The 22581-nt window shown below is 62.7% G+C and carries 21 protein-coding genes and 1 tRNA gene; 8 read left to right on the top strand and 14 right to left on the bottom strand.

Features of this window, described 5'->3' with window-relative positions:
- Positions 1-39 precede the first annotated feature (39 nt).
- The 3 genes from E8L03_RS16470 to E8L03_RS16480 form a co-directional block, all read right to left on the bottom strand.
- A complete protein-coding gene (locus E8L03_RS16470) occupies positions 40-342 on the bottom strand; it encodes a hypothetical protein (protein WP_144307199.1) in 303 nt (100 codons plus the stop codon).
- A gap of 13 nt (positions 343-355) precedes the next feature.
- The gene (locus tag E8L03_RS16475) at positions 356-700 is read right to left on the bottom strand and encodes a hypothetical protein (protein WP_171267955.1); all 345 of its coding nucleotides are present in this window, start codon (positions 698-700) and stop codon (positions 356-358) included.
- Positions 701-865: 165 nt separating this feature from the next.
- Positions 866-1267, bottom strand: a complete 402-nt coding sequence (locus E8L03_RS16480) for an SH3 domain-containing protein (RefSeq protein WP_171267956.1) — start codon at positions 1265-1267, stop codon at positions 866-868.
- A gap of 282 nt (positions 1268-1549) precedes the next feature.
- Between E8L03_RS16480 and E8L03_RS20905 the strand changes: the two genes are divergently transcribed.
- On the top strand, positions 1550-2032 hold the full coding sequence (locus E8L03_RS20905) for an ArsR/SmtB family transcription factor (protein ID WP_208738286.1): 483 nt from the start codon (positions 1550-1552) through the stop codon (positions 2030-2032).
- A 36-nt stretch (positions 2033-2068) separates the two neighbouring features.
- The gene (locus E8L03_RS16490) at positions 2069-2869 is read left to right on the top strand and encodes a glutaminyl-peptide cyclotransferase (protein ID WP_171267957.1); all 801 of its coding nucleotides are present in this window, start codon (positions 2069-2071) and stop codon (positions 2867-2869) included.
- 6 nt (positions 2870-2875) lie between these two features.
- On the opposite strand, the gene E8L03_RS16495 is transcribed toward E8L03_RS16490, so the two are convergent.
- The 6 genes from E8L03_RS16495 to E8L03_RS16520 all read right to left on the bottom strand — a co-directional run bounded on the left by E8L03_RS16495 (position 2876) and on the right by E8L03_RS16520 (position 8526).
- Positions 2876-3334, bottom strand: a complete 459-nt coding sequence (locus tag E8L03_RS16495; protein ID WP_144307203.1) for a response regulator — start codon at positions 3332-3334, stop codon at positions 2876-2878.
- Positions 3335-4435: 1101 nt separating this feature from the next.
- On the bottom strand, positions 4436-5155 hold the full coding sequence (locus tag E8L03_RS16500) for a structural protein (RefSeq protein ID WP_171267958.1): 720 nt from the start codon (positions 5153-5155) through the stop codon (positions 4436-4438).
- Between the two features lie 205 nt (positions 5156-5360).
- Positions 5361-6080 carry a superoxide dismutase gene (locus E8L03_RS16505; protein WP_171267959.1) on the bottom strand — a complete coding sequence of 240 codons (720 nt, stop codon included), beginning with the start codon at positions 6078-6080 and terminating at the stop codon, positions 5361-5363.
- A 213-nt stretch (positions 6081-6293) separates the two neighbouring features.
- The gene (locus tag E8L03_RS16510; RefSeq protein ID WP_171267960.1) at positions 6294-7364 is read right to left on the bottom strand and encodes an aminoglycoside phosphotransferase family protein; all 1071 of its coding nucleotides are present in this window, start codon (positions 7362-7364) and stop codon (positions 6294-6296) included.
- A 161-nt stretch (positions 7365-7525) separates the two neighbouring features.
- On the bottom strand, positions 7526-7777 hold the full coding sequence (locus tag E8L03_RS16515; protein ID WP_144307207.1) for a DUF6812 domain-containing protein: 252 nt from the start codon (positions 7775-7777) through the stop codon (positions 7526-7528).
- A 326-nt stretch (positions 7778-8103) separates the two neighbouring features.
- Positions 8104-8526 (bottom strand): hypothetical protein, encoded by a 423-nt coding sequence (locus tag E8L03_RS16520; protein ID WP_235896740.1) that lies wholly within the window; start codon positions 8524-8526, stop codon positions 8104-8106.
- A gap of 339 nt (positions 8527-8865) precedes the next feature.
- Between E8L03_RS16520 and E8L03_RS16525 the strand changes: the two genes are divergently transcribed.
- Positions 8866-13167: an acyl-CoA dehydratase activase gene (locus tag E8L03_RS16525; protein ID WP_144307208.1), complete on the top strand. Its 4302-nt coding sequence runs from the start codon at positions 8866-8868 to the stop codon at positions 13165-13167.
- A gap of 87 nt (positions 13168-13254) precedes the next feature.
- Here the strand turns inward: E8L03_RS16525 and E8L03_RS16530 are convergent, their stop codons facing one another.
- Positions 13255-13590: a hypothetical protein gene (locus tag E8L03_RS16530; RefSeq protein WP_144307209.1), complete on the bottom strand. Its 336-nt coding sequence runs from the start codon at positions 13588-13590 to the stop codon at positions 13255-13257.
- A 58-nt stretch (positions 13591-13648) separates the two neighbouring features.
- On the opposite strand from E8L03_RS16530, the gene murJ reads away from it, so the two are divergent.
- Entirely contained in the window at positions 13649-15265 is a 1617-nt protein-coding gene (gene murJ / locus E8L03_RS16535) for a murein biosynthesis integral membrane protein MurJ (RefSeq protein WP_171267961.1), read from the top strand.
- 105 nt (positions 15266-15370) lie between these two features.
- On the opposite strand, the gene E8L03_RS16540 is transcribed toward murJ, so the two are convergent.
- Positions 15371-15446: transfer RNA gene (locus E8L03_RS16540), tRNA-His, on the bottom strand.
- 105 nt (positions 15447-15551) lie between these two features.
- Here E8L03_RS16540 and murA point away from each other — a divergent pair.
- On the top strand, positions 15552-16814 hold the full coding sequence (gene murA / locus E8L03_RS16545; RefSeq protein ID WP_171267962.1) for a UDP-N-acetylglucosamine 1-carboxyvinyltransferase: 1263 nt from the start codon (positions 15552-15554) through the stop codon (positions 16812-16814).
- A gap of 24 nt (positions 16815-16838) precedes the next feature.
- Complete coding sequence (locus E8L03_RS16550; protein WP_171267963.1) at positions 16839-19397, top strand: DNA internalization-related competence protein ComEC/Rec2; 2559 nt, start codon at positions 16839-16841, stop codon at positions 19395-19397.
- A gap of 100 nt (positions 19398-19497) precedes the next feature.
- Here the strand turns inward: E8L03_RS16550 and trpS are convergent, their stop codons facing one another.
- From trpS to E8L03_RS16565, 3 genes are all read right to left on the bottom strand, one after another.
- Complete coding sequence (gene trpS, locus E8L03_RS16555) at positions 19498-20490, bottom strand: tryptophan--tRNA ligase (protein ID WP_144307213.1); 993 nt, start codon at positions 20488-20490, stop codon at positions 19498-19500.
- Positions 20491-20530: 40 nt separating this feature from the next.
- Entirely contained in the window at positions 20531-21202 is a 672-nt protein-coding gene (locus E8L03_RS16560; RefSeq protein ID WP_144307214.1) for a site-2 protease family protein, read from the bottom strand.
- A 101-nt stretch (positions 21203-21303) separates the two neighbouring features.
- Complete coding sequence (locus tag E8L03_RS16565; protein WP_144307215.1) at positions 21304-21681, bottom strand: response regulator; 378 nt, start codon at positions 21679-21681, stop codon at positions 21304-21306.
- A gap of 325 nt (positions 21682-22006) precedes the next feature.
- Between E8L03_RS16565 and E8L03_RS16570 the strand changes: the two genes are divergently transcribed.
- Positions 22007-22306, top strand: coding sequence for an Hpt domain-containing protein (locus E8L03_RS16570; RefSeq protein WP_167512644.1), 300 nt, complete (start codon positions 22007-22009; stop codon positions 22304-22306).
- Complete coding sequence (locus E8L03_RS16575) at positions 22303-22563, top strand: hypothetical protein (protein ID WP_244963550.1); 261 nt, start codon at positions 22303-22305, stop codon at positions 22561-22563. Before E8L03_RS16570 ends, E8L03_RS16575 begins: the two co-directional genes overlap by 4 nt.
- Positions 22564-22581: the final 18 nt, after the last annotated feature.

Raw genomic sequence — 22581 nt, forward strand, 5'->3', positions numbered from 1 at the left:
GCGGTTTCCGATTGATTTCTGGACGGCTGCGGCCGGGGATCATCCCAATAGGCCGAGCAGCTTGTAGACCCGCTCCGGGTCCAGGCCTCCGTGTGCAGCGGTGAGCTCTTCGGCTCCGGCAGCCTGGACGCGCTGCACCATGGCCTTGGCGCTTTCTTCGTCCAGCGTTTCGGTGGGCGGAGTCATGGAGTAGCGCAGGTGCACGGAGTCCGTGGTTCCTGCGGTAGCGGTCTGTTTGGTTTCCGCGTCGCGTTCCGCTTTGTTGGCGGCCTGCGTCTGCTCGGTGCTCTTGTCCGGCCGGTTCAACCCGGCAGGGCCGTTGATCTGATCGATAGTGTTCATGGCGTTCTCCTCGCTACTGGACAGGGCCGTCTTCGCCCAAAGCCGTGGCGAGATAGGTGACGCCGTCGGCGGTGCGGCATTCCTCTGCCAGAATGCAGCCGCGCGTGCCAGCATGGTGAAACGACGCCATGAGCTCGGCGTACGCCGCGCGGTCCTCCTCGGTCATGGACGCGGGGAGGTTGTAACGTTCTGCGAAGGCCACGAGCTTGCGCAGCCCGCCGGCGAGCTCGCGGTACTCGTTGAGCAGCTTGTCCCGCAGCCCGGCTTCCTTGACGCCGGCCAGCACGGCGGAGCGCAGGTCGTGGTTCATGCGGCCGGAGCCGCGTTCGTTGAGTAGTGCATATGCCTTGGATTTCATGGGCTCCTCCCAGACTTCCTTTCTGTGCGTTGCATCCTTGGAATTCCTGCTGGAATGCAAGCAAGATGCGGACCATGCAAAGAAAAGAAACGATCCCGGCATGTTGACCGGGATCGTTCTGTGCCTGAGAGCCGAGTCGTCAAAAAATAAACGGCCTGGGGGGGCCTAGAGCACCACGGGCGGCTGCTCGCTCTTGGGCTCCTCCGACTCTTTCTTCTCTGGTTGCGCTTCCTTGTACTCGGGCGCCTTGGACTCCGGCTTGGGGATGTTGAACCCGGAGAGGAACGCGCCATACGACCAGCCCACATGGTGGTTGGGCGTGCGGATCTTGATCCAGTTGTAGCGGCGGCTCAGCACATCCACGCTCTGGCCGCGGCTGATGACATCCAGGACAGGGGCGTTGATGGACGGATCGGCGCGGACATTGAGCCGGTATGCGGTAACGGTGCTGGTCCGGCTGATATAGCTGCTCCCCCCGGTGTTGGAGGCGCAACCCAGGGCGACGAGGCACGACGCAAAAGCGCATGCCAGCAAGAGACGGAGCGGAAGACGGGAACGCGTGTGCATGGCGGATCTCCTTTGCGAAGAATTGCAGCGCCGCAGGGAAGCCGCAGCAGCTTCCTGGGCTGCTGTCGCGGAAATGGCGCAGAGTCCGAATATACAACGTTTCCAGCGCAATTGCACGCAGGGAAGGTGAACAAGACATGCGGGGCTCCGGGGAAATGCGCAACAATGCGCACGGCCCGTTGAAAAACCCGTCGAAATGACCGACACTTTTTTTGACCGGAAAACAGACGGCTGCTCGCATCAGGCCACAGGTTGCCAACCGAACACGAGGGGGCGGAGAGCATGAACACGAAGCGCGCCACGCTGGCCTACGGCGTGGGAGATGATGAAGAGCCCAGGCAGACGGGTGAGGCCGGCGGCTTTGCAGAAGGGGCGCACGGAGCTTCGGCCAGCACGCTGCTCCACGCCGGGGACGAGGTCCGGCCGTTTGACGCCGCGCCGTTTCCCAGTCTGGAGGAGGCGCGGGAGCGCGTCCAGAGCGTCCGCCAGTCCATGCCGGATGACGCCGGGCTGCACCGTCTGAGCGAGCGGCTCAAGGCGCTGGCCGATCCCTCACGCCTGGCCATTCTCAACGCCCTGGCCATTGCCGAGCTGCGGGTGAGCGAGCTGGCCGAGGCCGTAGGCATGAGCCAATCCGCCGTTTCCCACCAGCTGCGCGTTCTCCGCGCGGCCCGGGTGGTGGCTGTGCGGCGTGAGGGCAAAAACGCCTGGTACAGCATGGCCGACGACGCCCTCGTCTGCCTTATCCGGCCGGGACAACAATGAGCTGGCGCATGTACGCGCCGAGAGAACCGAAAGACAATGCATAGTCAAAGCGGCCGGATCAGCCGGCGGCGGTTTATGGCCATGGCCGGCGGGGCGGCTTTTGGCATGGCGAGCCTGGGGATGTCCGCGAGGGCGTGGTGCGCCGGAACGGTGCCTGTGCGGAGCGTGCGCGTCCTTTCCGTGCATGACCACGACCCCGAGGCGTTCACGCAGGGGCTCCTGCTCCAGGACGGCGTGCTCTTTGAGTCAACAGGGCGCTACGGACAATCGGACGTGCGGCGGGTGGACTGGAAAACGGGTCGTGTTCTGGACCGGCGGCCTTTGCCGGATGAGTACTTTGGCGAAGGGCTGGCCCTGGCCGGGAAGACCCTCTACCAGCTCACCTGGCAGGAGGGCACGGCCTTTCTGTATGATGTTGCAACGCTGCGGCCCACCGGGCAGCTTTCCTACCGCGGCGAGGGCTGGGGCCTGGTCTGGGACGGCCGCCAGTTCTACATGAGCGACGGCAGCGCCGACATCGCCACCCGGAGCAGGGACTTTGCGTTGCAAAAAAGCGTGACCGCTCGCGGCGCAAGCGGCCCGGTCCAGGAGCTGAACGAGCTGGAGCTCGTGCCCGGAGCGCTTTTGGCCAATGTCTGGCAGACATGGCAGGTGGCGTACATCGAGCCGCAGACGGGCCGGCTGCTCTCGTGGCTGGACCTTACGCCCCTGCGCGAGGACCTGGCCAAAAAAGGAGCGAGCCACGGCGTGGCCAATGGTTTGGCCTGGGACGGCGCCGCAGGGCAACTGCTGGTGACGGGCAAAAACTGGCCGCTGCTGTACGCTGTTCGAATCTAGATCTGCTCAGGACGACGCGCTGGAGTATGCGTCCCGCTGACAGGAATCGGGTCTCGTGTCGGCGGCCGAGGCGTCGAGGATGGCGATAATCTTGCGCGCCAGGGAGTCCTTGGTGAAGGGCTTGGTCAGGTAGTTGGAGACGCCGTTCTGAATCGCCTCCATGATGTTTTCGAGCTTGGACTCCGCCGAGACCATAAGAAAGGGGAGCGAGCTGTGCCGCGGGTCCTCGCGTACGCGGGCCAGCAGGTCGATGCCGCTCGTTCCGGGCATGTTCCAGTCGCAGAGGATGAAGTCCACGCCGCCGGCGCACACCGCGCCCCAGGCGGCGTTTGCGCTTTCGGACTCGTGAATGCTCACGGCGCCGAACTCGCGCAGGCAGCGCTTGATGAATCGGCGCATGGTGATGGAGTCATCAACCACAAGAAAGGTGAGCGCGCCAAAGCGCGTATACTGCTGCAAGACCATGGTCTCCCCCCGAGCATGGGCGCGGAGGAGAAGACCGTACACACCGCGCAATGCCTGCAGATTGCTAACACACTGGAAACATGAATACTTTCTGAATCAGGAAAGTATACGGAATTACGTCGGCAGGGTCAACGGCAGCGGTAGGAACCCGGACAAAAAGACACGATAACGTCACGAAAAAAGGAGCTATCCAACAGGGTGACCATCGCATCCCAACACAGCTACTCATCCTTGAGCTCGGGATGGCGCTCGTAGAAACCTTCGATAGGTTCGAGTTTGCCACCACACTTGGGGCAGGTGAGGCGTTCTGTTCCATCGGGGAGATACACGGTTTGACATCGGATACAGATCATGTCTTTGGCTGTGGAAATGTGTTTTTTGCGTCTTCTGAAATAAGACCAGAGGCTTAGTGATCCCGCTGACATACATAGGATCGCAAAAACACTCGCACTGAGGGGAGGGAAAGACCGTGTGATGATACTTCCATGTAGCATATAACGGGGCACAAAATAACCAAATACCTTATAGCAAGGAAAGTGCTCCGAAAATCAGAAAGAATGAATTAGGAGCATTGATTACTTTCTTGTCCATGTAACCCAGTGTACTCTTGATTTGTTATGTTGCTCATGGTTAATAAGAATTACAAACATGATAACGTATGCCGCCGCGACATATTACACAAGCATGGGGAACATGATTTCAACTGAAGACCTCAAAGAATCAATACGGTCAGAAAGCAACCAAATACAATAGAAGCAAAAAAATATAATATACTCCAATGCAAATTATATATCGCGGCAAGGCCAACAATGTCTGGAAAGTTTAAACAGAGGAAAACAGCACCAAAGCACACCCCAGAGATTCCGGCGTACAGAAGGTACCTTCTGAATCCCAAGAGTCTAGACATAAATGACATATTAACAATAAATTCAGCCGCCTTCGAGTCTTCACAATATCGGGATGCTGTAGCCCAGAGAACACCTATACACATGACTACAAGAGGTCCAAAAAGACAGATCCATCTTTTGTCAAGTATCTGCAGGCTAATAAGTAGTCCAATTACAATTACAACAGCCATGTTATATTTTTTACCTCTATGTGTCATTGGTATCCGCACTCAAACGAAGTGTAAGATTCAATATAGCCCCAACCGCCGTACCATCCTACACTTGCATCCAGCCCTTCTTGGTGCCCATTCCATGATGTGCTTTTTGTAGCTCCCAGGGTAAATATACTGGCACTATACCCAGCACCACTGAACGCTCCCCCTACTGCAAGTACATTTGCCCATCCTTCCATAGCATGGAGTGGTGTTTTATAGCTACACGATGTACATGTCGGATATAGCTCTATTTTGAAATTCGTAATCCCGATTGGGGTTGCGAATGCTGGCCCAGACAACGTGGCTTTATAAACGCCGTTATATTGCCTCCCCTTAATAAGATCATCTGCCACACGCTTTTCAGGGATGCATGCTGTTGAGATATTACACATCAGAAAACAAGCAGTGGCGACGTCTCCAACTGTCATCATTGTAGCAGTTCCTCTGATATTTACCGAATAATTCGGCCAAGGGATTCTGTCGAGAGGCTCATACTGCTGTATAGTTTGCTCTTCCTCTACCACCTCCACCCGGCACTTGCAGTTGGGGTGCGGCCGCTTTGGAACGTCGTGGTAATAGTATGTATGGCCATCACGATCGCGGCAAGTCGCGCATGCGCCAGGGTTGGCTTTCCAGCGCCATTTCGTAAACGGATTCTTAGTATAGATCTTTTCATCTTTATCGGTCAACAGTGGTGTGGTTAAGCGTATCGCGGCCATGATTCGCTCCTTTGGATAGCGTTGAGCTGCTTCGTTGCAGCCCAACATTATCCGCGACCTTCAGCGAGCACCGCGGTGAAACAGTTCCGGCGAACGTATCTGGTCTGCCGCCATCACATAAAAAAGGGCCGCCATGAAGGCGGCCCCGGTGTGCGACATGTCAAAAAGCTAGCGCGTTGGACGCGCATAGCTGCTGGATTGATTTTTACGACATTTCCAGGTTTTTGGACGCGAAATCCCAGTTGATCAGCTTGTCCAGAAGGCCGGACACGTAATCGCCGCGGCGGTTCTGATAATCCAGATAGTAGGCGTGCTCCCACACATCGATGGTAAGCAGTGGCGTCATGTCGTGCACCATGGGCGTGTCGGCGTTCATGGTGTTGATGGCCTTGAGCGTGCCGCCGTCGATGACCAACCAGGCCCAGCCGCTGGCGAACCGGCTCGCCGCTGCATCGGCCAGGGCTTTCTTGCAGTCGTCCAGGCTGCCGAAGTCCGCGTTGACCTTTTCCAGCAGCGCGCCGTCAGGCTTGCCGCCGCCGGGCGTGATGGAGTTCCAGTAGAAGGTGTGGTTCCAGACCTGGGCGGCGTTGTTGAATATCCCCTGCTGGTCCGGGTTCTTGGACGTCTCCATGATGATCTCTTCAAGGCTCTTGCTTTCCAGCGGGGTGCCCTTGATGGCGGCGTTGGTCTTCTTCACGTAGCCGGCGTGGTGCTTGCCATAGTGGAAGCTGATGGTGCGTGCGGAGATGACGGGCTCCAGCGCGTTCTCGGCAAAGGGCAGCTTCGGCAGCTCGATCTCGGCGGCGCGCGCCGTAAAGGGCATGGCGGTCACGCCCAGCCCGGCGCCGGCGGCAACCACACCGGCTGCAGCCATGGTTTTCAGAAAATGACGGCGATCGTGGTTCGTCTGGTATGGCGACAACATGGGGGGTCCTCCTTGTTAATGGAAACGAGTGCATACGCCGCTGCAACGGCGCATCGGGCGCCGCCAACGGGACAGGTCTACTACAACTGTACACGATTTCGCAGGAAGATGGGAATACGACGAGGTGATAATTCGGTGAGCAGCTGCGCCGGATCCGGAATATTCGCAACGCAGCAGGGATCAAGCTGCGCTACGCTTGCGTGGAGTTGGGAGCTACGCCGCACCGAGGATGGCGTCGGTCTGATCCAGATAGCGCTCTATGGTGCGGAAGGTATGCTCGTTGGTCAGAGAGCGGTCGCGGCTCGTGTACTCGTGCCACGCCATGTAGCACCAGGACAGGGCGCGCAGCAGGATGGTGCGCTCCATGATGCGGGTCCGTTCGTCCAGCTCGTCCAGGGAGAGCCCGCCCTCGGGAACGCCGCCGTACTCGTGGAGGGCGTCCAGGTAGGCCTTGAGGAAGGCCCGCCGCGCATCGGGCGAGAAGACGTAGTCGGTCTTCCACTGGGTCGTGGTGGGCACCAGAAAGTGGCCGAGGTCCTGGTAGCGGCAGGAGAGCACGGCCTTTTCCCAGTCCACCAGGCGTACGGCGCCGTTGTGCACGAGGAAGTTGCCGGAGTTGACCTCGGTGTTGACGAGGATGAGCGGCTCCGCGGCAAAGAGATGGTCAGCCTCTCTGGCCAGTGCAAGAACTGCGGCGTGGTAGTCAAAAATACGTCGGCCCACGTCGTTTCTGCGTGCGTGGTCTGGAAAACGCGTGAGCAAACCATAGGACTCGGCGGCAATGTCGGCCACTGGCGTCTGCTGGATGACCAGGGCCGGGGGCGCGTGCTCCGGGCCATCAGGACCCAGGCGGACGGCGGGCAGGGCGGCCGGTCCAAGGCGTTGCATGTCGCAGGCCGGGGAGGGCAGGGCGTGGAGCCGCGCAAAGAGCCGCGCCGCGTCCTGGGCGTCGCGTTCATAGTTCAGCGGGCCGCCGGGCAGGTACTCCATGAGCAGGACGCCGCCAAGCCCCGGGGCGTCCGGCCGGCAGTAACAGGGCCGGGGCGTGACGCCGGAGGGCTCCAGCAACCGGAGCACGGTGTACTCGTACTCGATCTGACGCGTCTGGCCGATCTGGCTGCCGTGGTTGATGCGGAAGACGTACTCGCCGCCGGACGCGGATATGCGGTAGTTCTCGTTGTACTCGCCGGCGGCAAGGAAGGCGACGATCGGTTCGGGCGTGTCGGGAAGCCAGCGCGCCTCTTTCAAAAAGCGCGCAACGGTCACGGCGGTGTCTTTGTTCATGGGATGATTCGCGTCGGGTTTCCTGCCGTGTCGCCGCGGCGCTCAGAGCCGCGCAAAAAAGCACGCCGGACCGCCAGTCGGGCCGGGTGAATCGGGCCATCAAAACAATCTGGCAATTCGGAGTGGTCTACCGTGTGGCAGCAGGTCTGCCAAGGGTGGCGTCAGTCCAGCGGCGTGGCCCAGACGATCTGCATCCTGTTGATGAACAGGGCTTCCTTGTTGGCGATTTCCTCGGCGCAATGATTCGGCGGATACAGGAAGATGTAGTCCGTGAGCACGATGAAATCTTCGGCGCGGTTCAGGCCATCGGAAAGACGACCCATGGGGCTGTACACCTTGAGGTTCACCTGGCCCTTGACCACAGTGCCGTCGCGCAGGGACATGATGATCCGAGTCTGATTTTCCTGGGGCATGCTATCCTCCTTTGGCGTTCATTGCGGGTTCGTTTTCGCAAGGAGCGGAAGGGCGTCACTGTCTAAAATTTAACACACTTCGAGGCGGATGAGTAGTTGGAGGGCGCCGTGAGGGTCAATAAATCAACGAAACCCTTTATCGATAGGAAATACTGCTGAAAACCGGGATGCCGGGATTGCCAAGGCAAGCATATTTAATCCTATCGATAAAGGATTTCAGAAGATCAAAAAAAGTGTTATAAGAGCTCGTCGCTGTCGATAAAGAGTTTCAAGATTTTGAGGCTTGAACCACTACGGTTAGACAGGCTCCAACAGGGTGTCAAAACTCAGGCTCGTGCGCGAATCGTGGACTTGGCGGCACCTTTTGTCTGTGCGTTTTTGGACTGGGGCAGCTCAAGATTCTTACGCGCAACAGCCTTTGCTTCTTTGACAAATTGGACAGCGGTGCCATAGCAGGAAAAGTAACGGGAACCGTCCGGATGGAAGGCGACATTCTCCTGATAGCCCACGATTCCCTGGGCGCCCTTGTTCACGGCGCGCATCGCCATGCCGAAAAAGGCCTCTTCGGAGTCATAGCCTCGGCAGGCGACAAGGCCGAGCACCCGTTCGATGTCCTTGTCCTCAATAGTTTCCGTGGTCACCACAGGAAATCTGCCGTTGCTGAACAGCTCTTTAACACGTTGATAATGTTCGTTGTTTTCAAGCGATTTGCGCTGCTTCTTCTCGGAATTGCCCAACAGAAAGAGCATGGGTCTTGCCTCCTGCGCCGTTTGGTTTATCTGTGTACATGGGCCTCGCCCATGCGGATCTCAGCCACGGCATGGCTTGCGAGAACAGATGCAAAGGCCTTGCCAAGTGTGCAGATACGGGCGGGGACCAGATGGCTTTCGGTGCAAAGTCGCTGAAACTTACTATCGACGGCATCGAAGAAATGACGACGGCAATTCCCCGTGCGGGTTGCCACGTCCTCCCTATACGGTTATTGTGGCGCGCCTCCGTTAAAGTATTTCTTTCTGGACGGTCACTACAAAATTCACTGCACCCCGAAGGCGCGCGAGACGTCTCACAGGGGTCGAAGGATAGGATTCATGTCGCACGTCATCGGTCTCGATGCCGGTTCTGTCAGTGTCAAGGTAGCTGTCCTGGACTCTGAAGGCGCAATTGTTGAAACGTCGTACGAACGCCATTTCGGCAGGCCGCTCGAGAAGTTTCTTGAGATACTCCCCGACCTGCTGTCCCGTTATCCCGATGCCGAGCTTGCCTTTACCGGAACATCCGGCAAGTACGTCGCCTCGCGTCTGCACGCGCCCCACGTCAACGAGCTCCTGGCACACGCCGCGGCCACCATGGCCCTCTACCCCGAGGTGGAGACCATCGTGGAGATGGGCGGCGAGGACTCCAAGTGCATCTTTATCAAGGATGGGGCTATTGACGACTTCGCGCTCAACTCCGTGTGCGCCGCCGGCACAGGCTCCTTCCTGGATCAGCAGGCCGAGCGCCTGCGCCTGACCATCGAGGAGTTCTCCGACCTCGCCTACGAGTATCTGACCAACCGCGGCGAGGACGCGGCTCCGCCGCCGCGCATTGCCGGCCGCTGCTCCGTGTTCGCCAAGTCGGACATGATCCACCTGCAGCAGATCGCCACCGGCGTGGAAGCCATCGTGGCCGGTCTGTGCTTCTCCGTGGCGCGGAACTTCCAGGGCTCCATCGTGCGCAACCGCAAGCTGCGGCCGCGCGTGGCCTTCATGGGCGGCGTGGCCCGCAACAAGGGCATGGTCACGGCGTTCTCCGAGGTGCTGGGCGAGGAAGACCTGCTCATTCCCGAGCACGTCACCGCCATGGGCGCCATCGGTTCGGCCATGAAAGCCATGGAAGAAGGCACGGCCGTGCGCGTGGACGATGAGAAGCTGCGCGCCCTGAAGGAGAAGTACATCTGGTCGCGCAACGGTCTGGAGCCCCTGGTGGGCAAGAGCGACGACTTTGCCAAGCGCCATCTTTCCGAGGAGGCGCGCGAGCGCCTGGAGCGCATCCGCGAGCTCACTGCGGAGGACGGCGAGGTGGATGCCTACCTGGGCATCGACATCGGCTCCATCTCCACCTGCCTCGCCCTTATCGACGAGAAAGGCAACCTGCTGGCCAAGCGCTATCTGCGCACTGCCGGGCGGCCCATCGAGGCCGTGCGCCAGGGCCTCCGGGAGATCGGCGAGGAAATCGCCAACATGCCGGCCACCGTGCGCATCAGCGGCGTGGGCACCACTGGCTCCGGCCGCTACATGATCGCCGACTTCGTGGGCGCGGACGTGGTCAAGAACGAGATCACGGCCCAGGCCATGGGCGCCGTGCATATGGACCCCAAGGTGGACACCATCTTCGAGATCGGCGGCCAGGACTCCAAATACATCCAGCTGCGTGACGGCATCATCACCGACTTCGAGATGAACAAGGCGTGCGCCGCCGGCACGGGCTCCTTCCTGGAGGAGCAGGCCGAGAAGCTCGACATCCATATCAAGGACGAGTTCGCCGAGCTGGCTCTGGCGGCGGAGTCCCCCTGCCGTCTGGGCGAGCGCTGCACCGTGTTCATGGAGAACTCCCTGCGCTCCTCGCTGCAGCAGGGCGCCAACAAGGACGAGGTGCTGGCCGGCCTCGCCTACTCCATTGTCGAGAACTACATCAACCGCGTGGTCTCGGGCCGGGCCATCGGCGAGAACGTCTTCTTCCAGGGCGGCACCGCCTTCAACAAGGCCGTTGTCGCCGCGTTCGAGAAGTTCCTGGGGCTGCAGGTCACGGTGCCGCCGCACCACGACAACACCGGCGCCATCGGCATGGGCCTCATCGCCCGCGACGTGATGCGCGAAAATCCGGGATCGGACTCGCGGTTCAAGGGCCTGTCCATGGCGGAGCGGGAGTACTCGCAGTCGTCCTTCGAGTGCAAGGGCTGCGAGAACCACTGCGAGATCAACCGCATCCGCATCGAGGGGGAGAAAAACTTCCTCTTCTACGGCGGCCGCTGCGAAAAGTACGACATCCGCCGCGGCGCGGGCAATGATATCGAGGATCTCTTCGCCTTCCGCGTGGATGCGCTGCATAAGCCCCAAGAGGAGTACGCCGCCCGCCACAAGGCGCTGAACGCGCCGGCGCGGCGGGGCGTCATCGGCATTCCGCGGGTCTTCTTCTTCCACGACTTCATGCCCTACTACACGACGCTGCTGTGGGAGCTGGGATTCGAGGTCGTCATCTCCCCGCTCACCAGCCCGCCCGTGGTGGGCCTCGGCGTCAAGGCCACCCTGGCCGACACGTGCTTCCCGGTGAAGGCTGCGCTGGGCCATGTGGTCTCGCTGGTCGAGCAGGGCGTGAACACCATCTTCCTGCCGAGCTTCACCAACATGGCCACGCCGGAAGAGCCGTACCCTTATGGCCACGCCTGCCCGCTGACCCAGTCCTTCCCCTACCAGGTGCGCGCCGGGTTGAGCGAGACCCTCGACCCCGAGATCGCGAACCGCATCGTCACCCCGGTTGTGCGCCACAAGTACGGCACCGGACATCTCCATCAGGAGCTCTTCAAGGCGCTGGGGCCGCTCGGCGTTGCATCGTCCGAGCTCAAGCGCGCCATGGGCAAGGCCCAGGCCGCGCAGGACGCCTTCCGCCAGTCCATCCAGGACAAGGGCCGCGAGGTGCTGTCCCACGTGGATGAGGACGCCGCCAAGGGTGTGCGCAGCCTCGTAGTGGTGGGCCGTCCCTACAACGCCTTCGACATGGGCATGAACCTGGAGATTCCCAAGAAACTGGCAACGCTGAACGTCCAGGCCATCCCCATGGACTTCCTGCCGGACGAGGAGATCTACGACGACTGGCCGGGCATGTACTGGCGTAGCGGCCAGCGGATTCTGCGCGCCGGCCGGTTCGTGCACAAGACGCCGCACCTCAACGCCCTGTTCATCGGCAACTTCTCCTGCGGACCGGACTCCTTTATCCAGCCGTACTTCGACCAGGAGATGGCCGGCAAGCCGTACCTGCATATCGAGATCGACGAGCACTCGGCAGACGCAGGCGTCATCACCCGCTGCGAGGCGTTTCTGGACAGCCTGGAGATGCAAGCGCGTATGGAAGCCGAGGCCGAGCCTGTGGCCGACAGCAGGCCATTGCTGCACGATCCGCTGAAGGCGGCGGGCTCTCGCGTTGTGGCCCAGTCCGGCCGCGGCCGCACGGTGTTCATACCCCGCATGTGCGACCACGCCGTGGCGCTCAAGGCGGCCTTCGCCTACTGCGGCATGGACGCCGAGGTGCTGCCCGAGACCTCCGACGCCTCCCTCTCCCTGGGCCGCAAGCACGTGACAGGCAAGGAGTGCTACCCCTTCGCCCTCACCACCGGCGACATCCTCACCAAGGCATCCAGCCCGGACTTCAAACCGGACAAGTCCGCCTTCCTGATGTGGGGCGGCACTGGTCCCTGCCGCTTTGGCCAGTACAACCTCATGCAGCGGCTCATAATGAACCGCAACGGTCTGGAGGACGTGCCGCTGTTCTCGCCCGTGCAGGACAGCTCGCTCTACTCGGAGCTGGGCGCCGTGGGCAAGGACTTCTCGCTGCGCTGCTGGCAGGGCCTCGTGCTCATGGACCTGCTGACCAAGGTCCACCTGGCCACGCGGGCGTACGAGAAGGTGGAAGGCTCGGCAGACGAGCTCCACACCCATATAATGAGCTGGGTGGTGGACGCCATGAAGGCCGAGAAGCCCGACTTCCCCGGCCTGATGAAGCGTATCGGCGAGGAGTTCTCGGACCTGCGCGACACCACCGCACCCAAGAAGCCTGTCGTGGGCGTGCTCGGCGAGATCTACGTGCGCTCCAACCGTTATGCCAACGAGGACCTCGTGCGCAGCCTGGAGCGTCTGGGCGCCGAGATCTGGCTGACCCCCATCGACGAGTGGGTGCTCTACCTCAACTGGTGCGCCCAGGAGGATGCCCACCGCATGCGGGAGTTCGGGCGCTACGCCAAGCTCACCCTCAAGGACTTCTTCCAGAAGCGCATCGGCAAGAAGATCGAGCACCAGGTCTCATCCTATGCCGAGCACATCTACGAGCCGGACATCCGGGTCGTGCTGGACTACGCAATGCCGTATCTGCACCACTCCTTCCGCGGTGAGGCAGTGCTCTCCGTGGGCAAGGCGCTGGACATGATCGAGCGCAACGCGGCTGGCGTGGTCAACGCCATTCCCTTTGGCTGCATGCCCGGCACGGTGGTCACCGGCATCCTGCGGACCATTACCTCCAGGACCGGCGCGCCCACCATGTCCATTCCCTTTGACGGCACGGCGTCGCCCACCATGCAGCTTCAGCTGGAAGCCTTCATGGACCAGGCCTGGCAACGCCACGAACGCCAGGGCGGGAAGTAACCACACAATGAGAAAGGGGGCGGTTCCTGCGGGAATCGCCCCCTTTTTTGTTGCCTCAATGCAATCCGGCAGTAGCCCGGCGGCGGTTTACTCCTGGTGGTACTTTTCGAGCACCGAGTTCAGGTTGATATTCTTGGGCCGTACCTCGCGGCCCTCGATGGTGTAGCGCACCATCTCCCAGGCGTGGTGGTCGATGTAGTCTATCCTGCCCTCGGCCGTGTCCGGCAGCAGCGGGAGCAGGGCTTCCAGAAAGTCGTCGATGAGGAAGAACGGGCCCTCGTACTCCACGTTCAGGGTGTCGCCCTCGTGCTCCAGACAGTCCATCTGGAACATGGAGCCCTCCAGGCCGTTGAGCAGGGCGATGTACCCTTCCGAGGGCAGGCCTTTCACATAACCGTAGACGCGGATTTCTTCGTGGGACATACTTGTAATTTACGACAATCACCCACGGGAGTACATATCTTTTCCGGTGCGATCCCACATGGATGAAGGCATTCAGCAGACAGAGACGACGGCGGCCGGAGCCGGAGGCGCGGTAAAACAGGACGGCGCCGAGGCGATTGCGGTGCGGGCCTCCAGCGTGGCCGCTGCCACCATGGCCAGCCGGCTGCTCGGCTTTGTGCGGGATATCATCATCGCCTCCGTGCTGGGCGTGGGGCCGCTGGCCGACGCTTTTTTCGCGGCCTTCCGCTTCCCCCTGGTGGTGCGGCGCTTCTTCTCCGAGGGAGCCCTCAGCCTGAGCGTCATGCCGGCGCTGGCAGAGCGCCAGGCCCGGGACGGCTGGGATGGCGCGCAACACCTGGCGCGCTCGTTCCTCTTGCGCATCGGGCTGTGGTTCGTGCCCGCCGTCGTGGTCATCCTTATTGCGGCGCGGCCCCTGGCCGAGCTGGTCGCACCCGGTTTCGAGGCGGCGCAGCTCGACCGCATGGCCGCGCTCATGCGGTTGATGATGCCGTACCTGGTCTGCATAGCAGCCGTGGCGCTGCTTGCCGCGGTGTGCAACTTTCGGGACCGCTTTTTCCTGCCGGCCGCCATTCCGGCCGTGTTCAACCTCTGCATCATTACCGGCGGCGTGCTGGCCGTGCTTGCCGGCTGGGATACGGCGCTGGTCATCGCGGCCTGCGTCAGCATCGCCGGCGTGGCGCAGCTTGTCATCCTGGCCCCGGCGGTGCGGCGGCTCGGCTTCTCCGTCCTCGGGCCGGCCGATCTTCGTGATCCGCAGGCCAAGGCCATGCTCCGCCGGCTGGGTCCGGTGCTCGTGGGCTCGTCCTCCTTCCAAGCCATGATCGTAGCGGCCACCATCCTGGCAACGGCCATGACGTCCGGATCGGTCGGGGCCATCTACTTTGCGGACCGGCTCATCCATTTCCCCCTGGGCATTGTGGGCGTGGCCGTGGCCACGGCGACTCTGCCGCGGCTTTCCGCGCACCATGCGGAGAAACGGCACAGCGATTTCCGCCAGGTCTGGGAGGACGGCGTGGCGCTCTCGCTTTTCCTCACGCTGCCCGCCATGGCCGGGCTCCTGGCCCTGAGCGGGCCCATCACCTCGCTGCTGTTCGAGCACGGCGCCTTCGACGCCCACGCCGCGGGCATGACGGCGGGCACCCTGCGCGGGTTCGTCATCGGCCTGCCGGCGCTGGCCGCCAGCCGTGCGCTGGTGGCGGTGCTCTTTGCTGCGGCCATGATCCGGCAGGCGGTGGTGGCCTCGGTGGCCGGCATGCTCTGCTTTGCCGTGCTGGCTTGGCCGGCCATGGCCTGGCAGGGAGCGGCCGGTCTGGCCGGCGCCGGAGCCCTGGCGTCGTGGTTCGTCTTCCTGGTGCAGGCGCGCGCCGTGTCCCGCACGAGCGGCGAGCAGGCTCACGCTCCAGTCTGGCGGGCCATTGTCCGCCGGGCTTTTGTTCCGGCCGTGCTTTCGGTGGGGGTCTTCCTCGCAGCGTGGGCCATGTGCGGCGTGCTGCCGCCGTCATGGCGGCGGTGGTCGGTCATCGCGATCATTCCGCTGTGCGGGGCTGGGTACATGGCGGCGTCGCTGCGGCTGGGCGTGGCCGAGTCCAGGGCCCTGATGCAGTCATTGCGCAAGGGGGGACGGCGCGCGTGAAGATTGTGCAAACAGAAGGGTGGTTCCCTTGCGGGCCGCCATTGGATTCTATAGACCGGACAAAGAAAAAGGCCGCGGCATGCGCCACGGCCTTGGATCTTCGAATGGGGCGAGAGATGGGACTTGAACCCACGGCCACACGGGCCACAACCGTGTGCTCTACCAACTGAGCTACTCCCGCCGTAAAGAAGAAGGTAAACTAACCAAGAGGAGCCTCGCGGTCAAGACCTGAAACGTGAGCGACGCGCTTCTGTAACCAATTACACGCAACTAATCGGGATCATTCATGGACATACTCATTGTGGAAGGCAACGGACCCCTGTCCGGCACGGTGCCCATCAGCGGTTCGAAAAACGCGGCCCTGCCCATTCTCATCGCCTCCCTGCTCATGGACGGGTCTGTCAACTACACCAACGTGCCCAGGCTGCGGGACATCGGCACCACTCTCAAGCTGCTGGAGGTGCTGGGCTGCCCGGCGGAGATGGACGACGCCGGCAACGTCACCGCCAACCCCTGCGAGATCGCCTACCAGGCGCCCTACGAACTGGTGCGGACCATGCGCGCCTCGGCCCTGTGTCTGGGGCCGCTGCTGGCGCGCCTGGGACGAGCCTCCGTGGCCTTGCCCGGCGGATGCGCCATCGGCGCCCGGCCGGTGGACATGCATCTGACCGCCCTGGAGAAGATGGGCGCGACCTTCAATCTGGACGCCGGCTACATCGAGGGCGTTACCGACGGCCTCAAGGGCGCGCACATTGCCTTCCCCTTCCCCACCGTGGGCGGCACCGAGAACCTGCTGATGGCCGCCAGCCTGGCCGAGGGCACCACGATTTTGGAGAACGCGGCCCGCGAACCCGAGGTCTGCGACCTGGCCGAGTTCCTCATCCAGGGCGGAGCTAAAATCACCGGCCACGGCACCAGCGAGATCACCATCGAGGGCGTTTCCGAGCTTCGCCAGCCCAAGGGCGCCTCGTACCGCATTATGTCCGACCGCATCGAGGCCGGCACCTACCTCGCAGCGGCGTGCATCACACGTGGCGAGGTGCTCATACAAAACTGTCCGGTGGACAGCATGGAGGCGGTGCTCGCGCCGTTCGAGGAGATGGGCGCGAAGCTGGAGGAGCGCGAGGACGGCCTCTTCGTCTCCGCGGCCGACAGGCTCAAGTGCGTGGATGTGAAGACGCTGCCGTACCCCGGCTTCCCCACGGACATGCAGGCGCAGATCATGGCTGTGATGACCCTGGCCGAAGGGTCCGGCGTCATCGAGGAGACCATCTTCGAGAACCGCTTCATGCACGTGCAGGAGCTCGTGCGCATGGGGGCGCGGATCAAGCTCTCCGGCCGCACAGCCGTGGTGCGCGGGGTGGAAGCGCTCACCGGCGCGCCGGTGATGGCCTCGGACCTGCGGGCCAGCGCTTCCCTGGTGGTGGCGGCCCTTGCTGCGCACGGGGTGACGGCCATCCGCCGCATCTACCATCTGGATCGCGGCTACGAAAACATCGACGCCAAGCTGAACGCCCTGGGCGCGAAGGTGCGGCGGGAACAGGAATAAATCCGCCTTACTCTGGCACAATTCATGGACCGCCCGGCGCTCGTTCCGCTTCTAGGCTGGCAACAGCTCTTGCTCGCGGCGCTGGCCGGGTTCCTGGCCGCTGCCGCGCCGTGGGCCGCCGGGCTCGGGCTGGTTCTGCTACTGTGGTTTATCATCGGCAGCCGGGCGGCTCCACTCAGGCATCGTGTAGCCTTGGCCGTGGCCGCCGTGGCGGTGTTCGGCCTGGGCTGGGCATGGTCCTTCCATACTGAGCAAGCGCGCCAGGCAGAGGCAGCCGCCGCCCCGGCATGGGTGGAGCAGGGGCCGAAGGTGCGCCTGCGCGGCCGCATCGCCGAGGCAGTGACCCGGCCCGGACGCCGGCTGCGCATCGTGCTGGACGATCTGGAGCGGATTCATCAGGACGGCTCCGCCGAGGCCATGCCCGGCGCGCTCAGGTGGACGTGGCTCGATCCGCCGGTGATCCCGGCCGAAGGCGCGCGCATCGTGGCAACCCTCAGGCTGCGCCCCCTGCACGGATTGGCCAACCAGCCGGGCGGCGATGGCTACGAGCAGTACTGGCGGAGTCGCGGCGTGCTCTACACGGCGTTCTCCGTGGGCGACAAGGCCGAGGCCATGCTGCTGTCGCGCGGTGACGCGCTGTGGGAGGCGCGGCTGGCCGTGCGGGAAAAGGTCTTTCGCCATCTCATTGCCCGCGGCGCGCCCTGGACGTGGGCTCCGGCCGCAGACACGTGGCAGTCGCAGGACGGCGCGGCGGTTTCACCCGGCGGAGCCATGGCCGCGGCGCTGCTCCTGGGAGAACGCTATTTCCTGGACGCCGGCTCCATGACGCTCATGAAGCGGGCCGACCTCGCCCACTCCGTGGCCCTGTCCGGGCTGCATGTGGCCTGCATGGCGCTAATCGGCGCGGGGCTGGCGTTCCTGGCCGGCTGGCTGTGGCCGGGGATCTATCTGCGCGTTCCCAGGGCGCGGCTGGCCGCGCTTCTGGCGTGTGTGCTGGCGCTGGTCTACGTCTGGCTGGGCGGCGGCTCGCCCTCGCTGGTCCGCGCCGCCGTGATGTTCATATTCTTCGGCATCCTGCTGTGGATGGGCCGGCGGTCCGTGATCATCGACGGACTCTTTCTGGCCCTGGCCGTCATCTGCTTCACCACGCCGGAGCTGACCGGCGACCTGCGGCTGGTGCTCTCCGCCGCCAGCGTAGCCGGCATCGCCTGCGTCGTACCGTTCCTGCCCGGACCAAAGCCCTCCGGCGACGGCTCCCCAAAACCCCGCTGGCGGCGTTGGGTTGACCGGAGCTGGCGCTATCTCCTCGGCTTCCTGCTGGTCACGCTGGCCGTGCACCTGGCCACGCTGCCGCTGCGCGTCTGGTACTTCGGCAACCTGCCGCTCAATCCTTTAGCCAACATCATCTGGCTGCCTCTGCTGGGCGGTCTGATCATGCCGGTGCTCGTTCTGGGGCTCGCCCTGGCCGCGCTGCCGTGGTCTTGGGGTGCGGCGCAGTACGCCGCGGCGCACGTGCTGGGGTTCGGGGCAACGCTGCTGGACGGCATGGCGGCCGGGCTGCGCTGGCTGGACGGGCACGGGTTTTTCGGCACAGTGGTCACACTGCGGCCCACGTGGCCGTCGTGGGTTGGCTGGTGGTTGCTGCTGGTGCTGGCGCTGCTCTGGCTGGAGCGGCGGCGTTCCGGCCGGGACCACTTGCCGCGCGGCTGGCAGGCGCTGGCCTGTGTGGGGGTCGCGCTCATGGTCGCGCCGCCGGCCCTGGCCGGCATCCAGGCCATGCGCTCGGAGGCCGTCTCGCTCACTATCCTGGACGTGGGGCAGGGGCAGTCCGTCCTGGTGGAGGGGCCGGGTGGGGTGCGCGCCCTGGTGGATGGCGGTGGGTTCCGCTCCGATTTCTTCGACGCTGGCGAGGATGTGGTCTCGCCGTACCTGACGCGCAATCGCCTGCCGCGGCTTGCGTACGCTGTGGTCAGCCATGGCCATACCGACCACCTCAAGGGCCTGCTCTTCCCGCTGCGGCTTTATGATGTGGGCGCGTTCGTGCGCAACAGCGAGCCAGTGGCGGCGCAGGAGGAGCGTGAAGAGCTGGCGGCCATTTTGGCCCGGCGGAAGCTGCCGGTGCGTGTTGCCTTTGCCGGAGACAGCCTCCCCCTGGCCGAGGGCCTCTCCTTCGAGGTGGTGCATCCGTCGCCGGAGTTCGAGGCCGGCGAACTCAACGACTCCTCCCTGGTGCTACGCCTGGTGTGGCGGGGCCACCCGCTGGCTCTGCTGCCCGGAGATATAGAAGCCAAGGCCGTGCGCGCCATCCTGGACTCCGGTCGTGACATCACCGCCGAGGTGCTGATCGCGCCGCATCACGGCGGTGCATCCAGCGTGAACATGGAGTTCTACCGCGCAGTGGGGCCGCGCATCGCCGTGGCCAGCGCCGGGTACCTCAACCAGTGGAGGCTGCCGAGCATGAAGTTGCGTAGCGCCATGCAGAAGCTGGACATTCCGCTCATCGTCACTTCCAGCCACGGAGCCGTGCGGATGACATGGCAGGCGCCGGGCAGGGATCCGGCCGTACAGGCTGCGCGGGAGTAAGGCAGGGAAACAGCGGTCGCGCGAACAAAAAAACGCGGAAGGGGCGCTCGGTGGCAGCTCCCTTCCGCGTGTGTGGAACGGTACAAAGGCCGGTGCGGCTCTAGGTAAAGTTCAGAATCCCGCGGATCTCGTCCATGGTGCGGGTGGACTCCTCCATGGCGTGGGCGTCGCCCTTCCGGAGGATTTCCCAGATGGCGTCCGGGTCCTTGTCCAGCTCGGCGCGGCGCGTCTGGATGGGGCCCAGGAAGGACTCCATGGACTCCAGCAGCAGCTTCTTGCAGTCCACGCAGCCCCAGGTGGCCTTGGTGCAGCCTTCGCGGATCTCGGCCTGCTTCTCCTTGTCCGTCATGACCTCGTGGTAGGGGAAGAGGTTGCAGATGTCCGGATCGCCGGGGTCGCTCTTGCGCTTGCGGTTCTCGTCCGTGAGCATCTTCATGACCTTGGGCCGGATCTCGTCCATGGACTCCCGGAGGTAGATGGAGTTGCCGTAGCTCTTGCTCATCTTGCGGCCGTCCAGGCCCGGGAGCTTGGCCTGCTCGGTGAGCTGGGCCTGGGGTTCCGGGAAGAAGTCGCCGTAGAGGTGGTTGAAGCGGCGGGCGATCTCGCGGGTGAGCTCCAGGTGCGGCAGCTGGTCCTGGCCCACGGGCACGGAGCCCGGCCGGTACAGCAGGATGTCCACGGCCATGAGCACCGGGTAGCCCAGAAAGCCGTAGGTGTTCAGGTCCTTCTCCATGAGCTGCTGCTTCTGCTCCTTGTAGGTGGGGCAGCGCTCCAGCCAGCCCAGGGGGGTGATCATGGAGAAGATCATGTTGAGCTCGGCGTGGGTGGGCACCTTGGACTGCTGGAACATGGTGCAGCGGGCAGGATCGAGGCCGGCAGCGACCCAGTCCTTGACCAGCTCGGGCACGAAGCCCTTGATGCGCTGCGGGTTGGCGTACTCCGTGGTCATGGCGTGCCAGTCGGCGACGAAAAAGAAGCACTCGAAGTCCTTGGTCAGATCAACCCAGTTCTTGAGTACGCCAAAGTAGTGGCCGAGGTGGAGCGGTCCCGTGGGCCGCATGCCGGAGACAATACGCCGATTCAAAGCAGTCATGCTTCCTCCAGAAAAAACGATGGGTGCGTTTCTGCGCCTCTTACAGACCCACGAGGGTGAGGATGAGCTGCGCCGAGCCCGTAACGAGCGGCCAGAGCACGTAGCCCAACGCGCCGGTGGCGAGCAGAAGGATCAGGATCAAGAGTCCGTAGCGATCGATGCTCATGTACTTGATGGCCAGATCGCGGGGCAGGAAGCCCATGAGGATCTTGGAGCCGTCCAGCGGCGGTATGGGGATGAGGTTGAGGAACGCGAGAATAAGGTTGAGGTACAAGCCGGTTCGGCAGATCAGGAAGAGCGGGTAGAGCACGGCGCTGGCGCGCAACGCCTCTACGGAGTCCACGCTGAGGGTGACGAACTTCAGGGCAAGGGCAAAGATGATGGCCAGCAGGATGTTGGTGCCGGGCCCGGCCGCGGAGCAGAGCATCATCCCCTTCATGGGATTCTTGAAGTGCCGGGGATCAACAGGCACGGGTTTGGCCCAGCCAAAGACGATGGGGCTGGGCAAAAGCGCAGTGAGCACGAACACGAGCGTGCCCATGGTGTCCAGATGGGGGATGGGATTCAGCGTCAGGCGGCCGGCCATTTTGGCCGTGGGGTCGCCAAGACGATAGGCCACATAGCCGTGAGCGACCTCGTGGCAGATGACCCCCAGGAAAAAGGGGACGAAGCTGATGGCGACCGATTGGATCGCAGTTGCAATGTCAGGCATGGGAAGGCAGGGCTACCACGAAGCCCCGATATGGGCAAGACAAACGCCCCGCCTGCATGCTGGGCACGGCGGGGCGCGATGCGTACTTCGGGTTGTGCAGCTTATTGTTTCGCCGCCTTGGCCATGGCCAGGGCGACCTTGCTCTTGAGCTCGGAAAGGTCCACGGATTTTACCACGTAGTAGTCGGCGGAGACGGACTTGAGATCGTGCTGGAAGGAGTCGTAGGCGGTGGAGAGGATGACCGGGATGTCTGGGTCCTTGTCGCGGATTTCCTGCAGCAGGTCGAGCCCGGAGCGGTTGGCGCCCAGCTTGATGTCGAGGATGACGACTCTGGGATTCTCGCGAGCGATGACATCGAGAATTTCTTCCTGACCGTCGGAGGTGGCAATGTCGTATCCTTCGCTTTCAAGTTCCTCGCGGTACAGCATGCGGATATGCTTCTCGTCGTCGACAACCAGTACTTTTTTCTCATCGGCCATAGCCCAAGCTCCTTGTGCCGTATCCAGACGTGTCTTTGTGCTCCATGCCATGCAGAAGCCGCCAGGACCCTCATGCCGCATGGCGGGCGGCGGAACTACCTATATTGCGAACTATAGTAGAAGGGGGAAATGATGACAAGGCGTTTTCAGGATTCCATGGAGACTGTGCAGAGAGCACCCCTATTCGCGACTTGCTTCAAACAGCGCAAAATCGTATGGTCGGTAAATTTATGTAGGCGTATTGTTGACCAATTCTTCCGCCGCCATCATTATTGTTATGGAACATTTGGAAATTACCGAGACACTTGCGAGGCTAGGTGGCGATATGGAGCTGCTGGGGGAACTCTACGCCGCATTCCGGCTGGACGCCCCGCTCAAGCTCGATAAACTTGCCAAGGCCATGGCCGACGGAGAGCTTGTGGAAGCGCGCAAGCAGGCGCACTCCATCAAGGGCGCCGCCGCCACCGTAGGCGCTCTGGCCTCCCGGCAGCTTGCCGAACGCTTGGAAAAGGGAGTCAACAATTTGCCGGCGCAAGAGTCCGAGGCTCTGCGCGCCGAGCTCGTCATCGAACTCCAGGTCGCTTTCGCGGCCATGGACAAAGCCGTGGAAGCAGCAAACAAGTGATACATCCTGAAATCGAACGCACACCCGCTAGCACCATCACCATCCGTTTCGAGCCGGATGGCGAGGAGCAGGTGATCCCCAAGCCCAACACCGTGCTGCAGCTGCTCAACCGCCTGGGCGAGCGGCCGGGCTCCGTGCTCGTCATCCGCGAGCCGCAGCGGCAGGACGACGATGGCAAGCGCCGGCTGCTCACGCCGGACCTGCATCTTCGCAACAACGAGATCATTTCCCTGCGCCGGGTTACCTCCCGGGGCTAGACGTCCGCACCCGACTCA

Origin of the sequence: Oceanidesulfovibrio marinus, from assembly GCF_013085545.1 — a bacterium.
Taxonomy (GTDB): Bacteria; Desulfobacterota; Desulfovibrionia; order Desulfovibrionales; family Desulfovibrionaceae; genus Oceanidesulfovibrio; species Oceanidesulfovibrio marinus.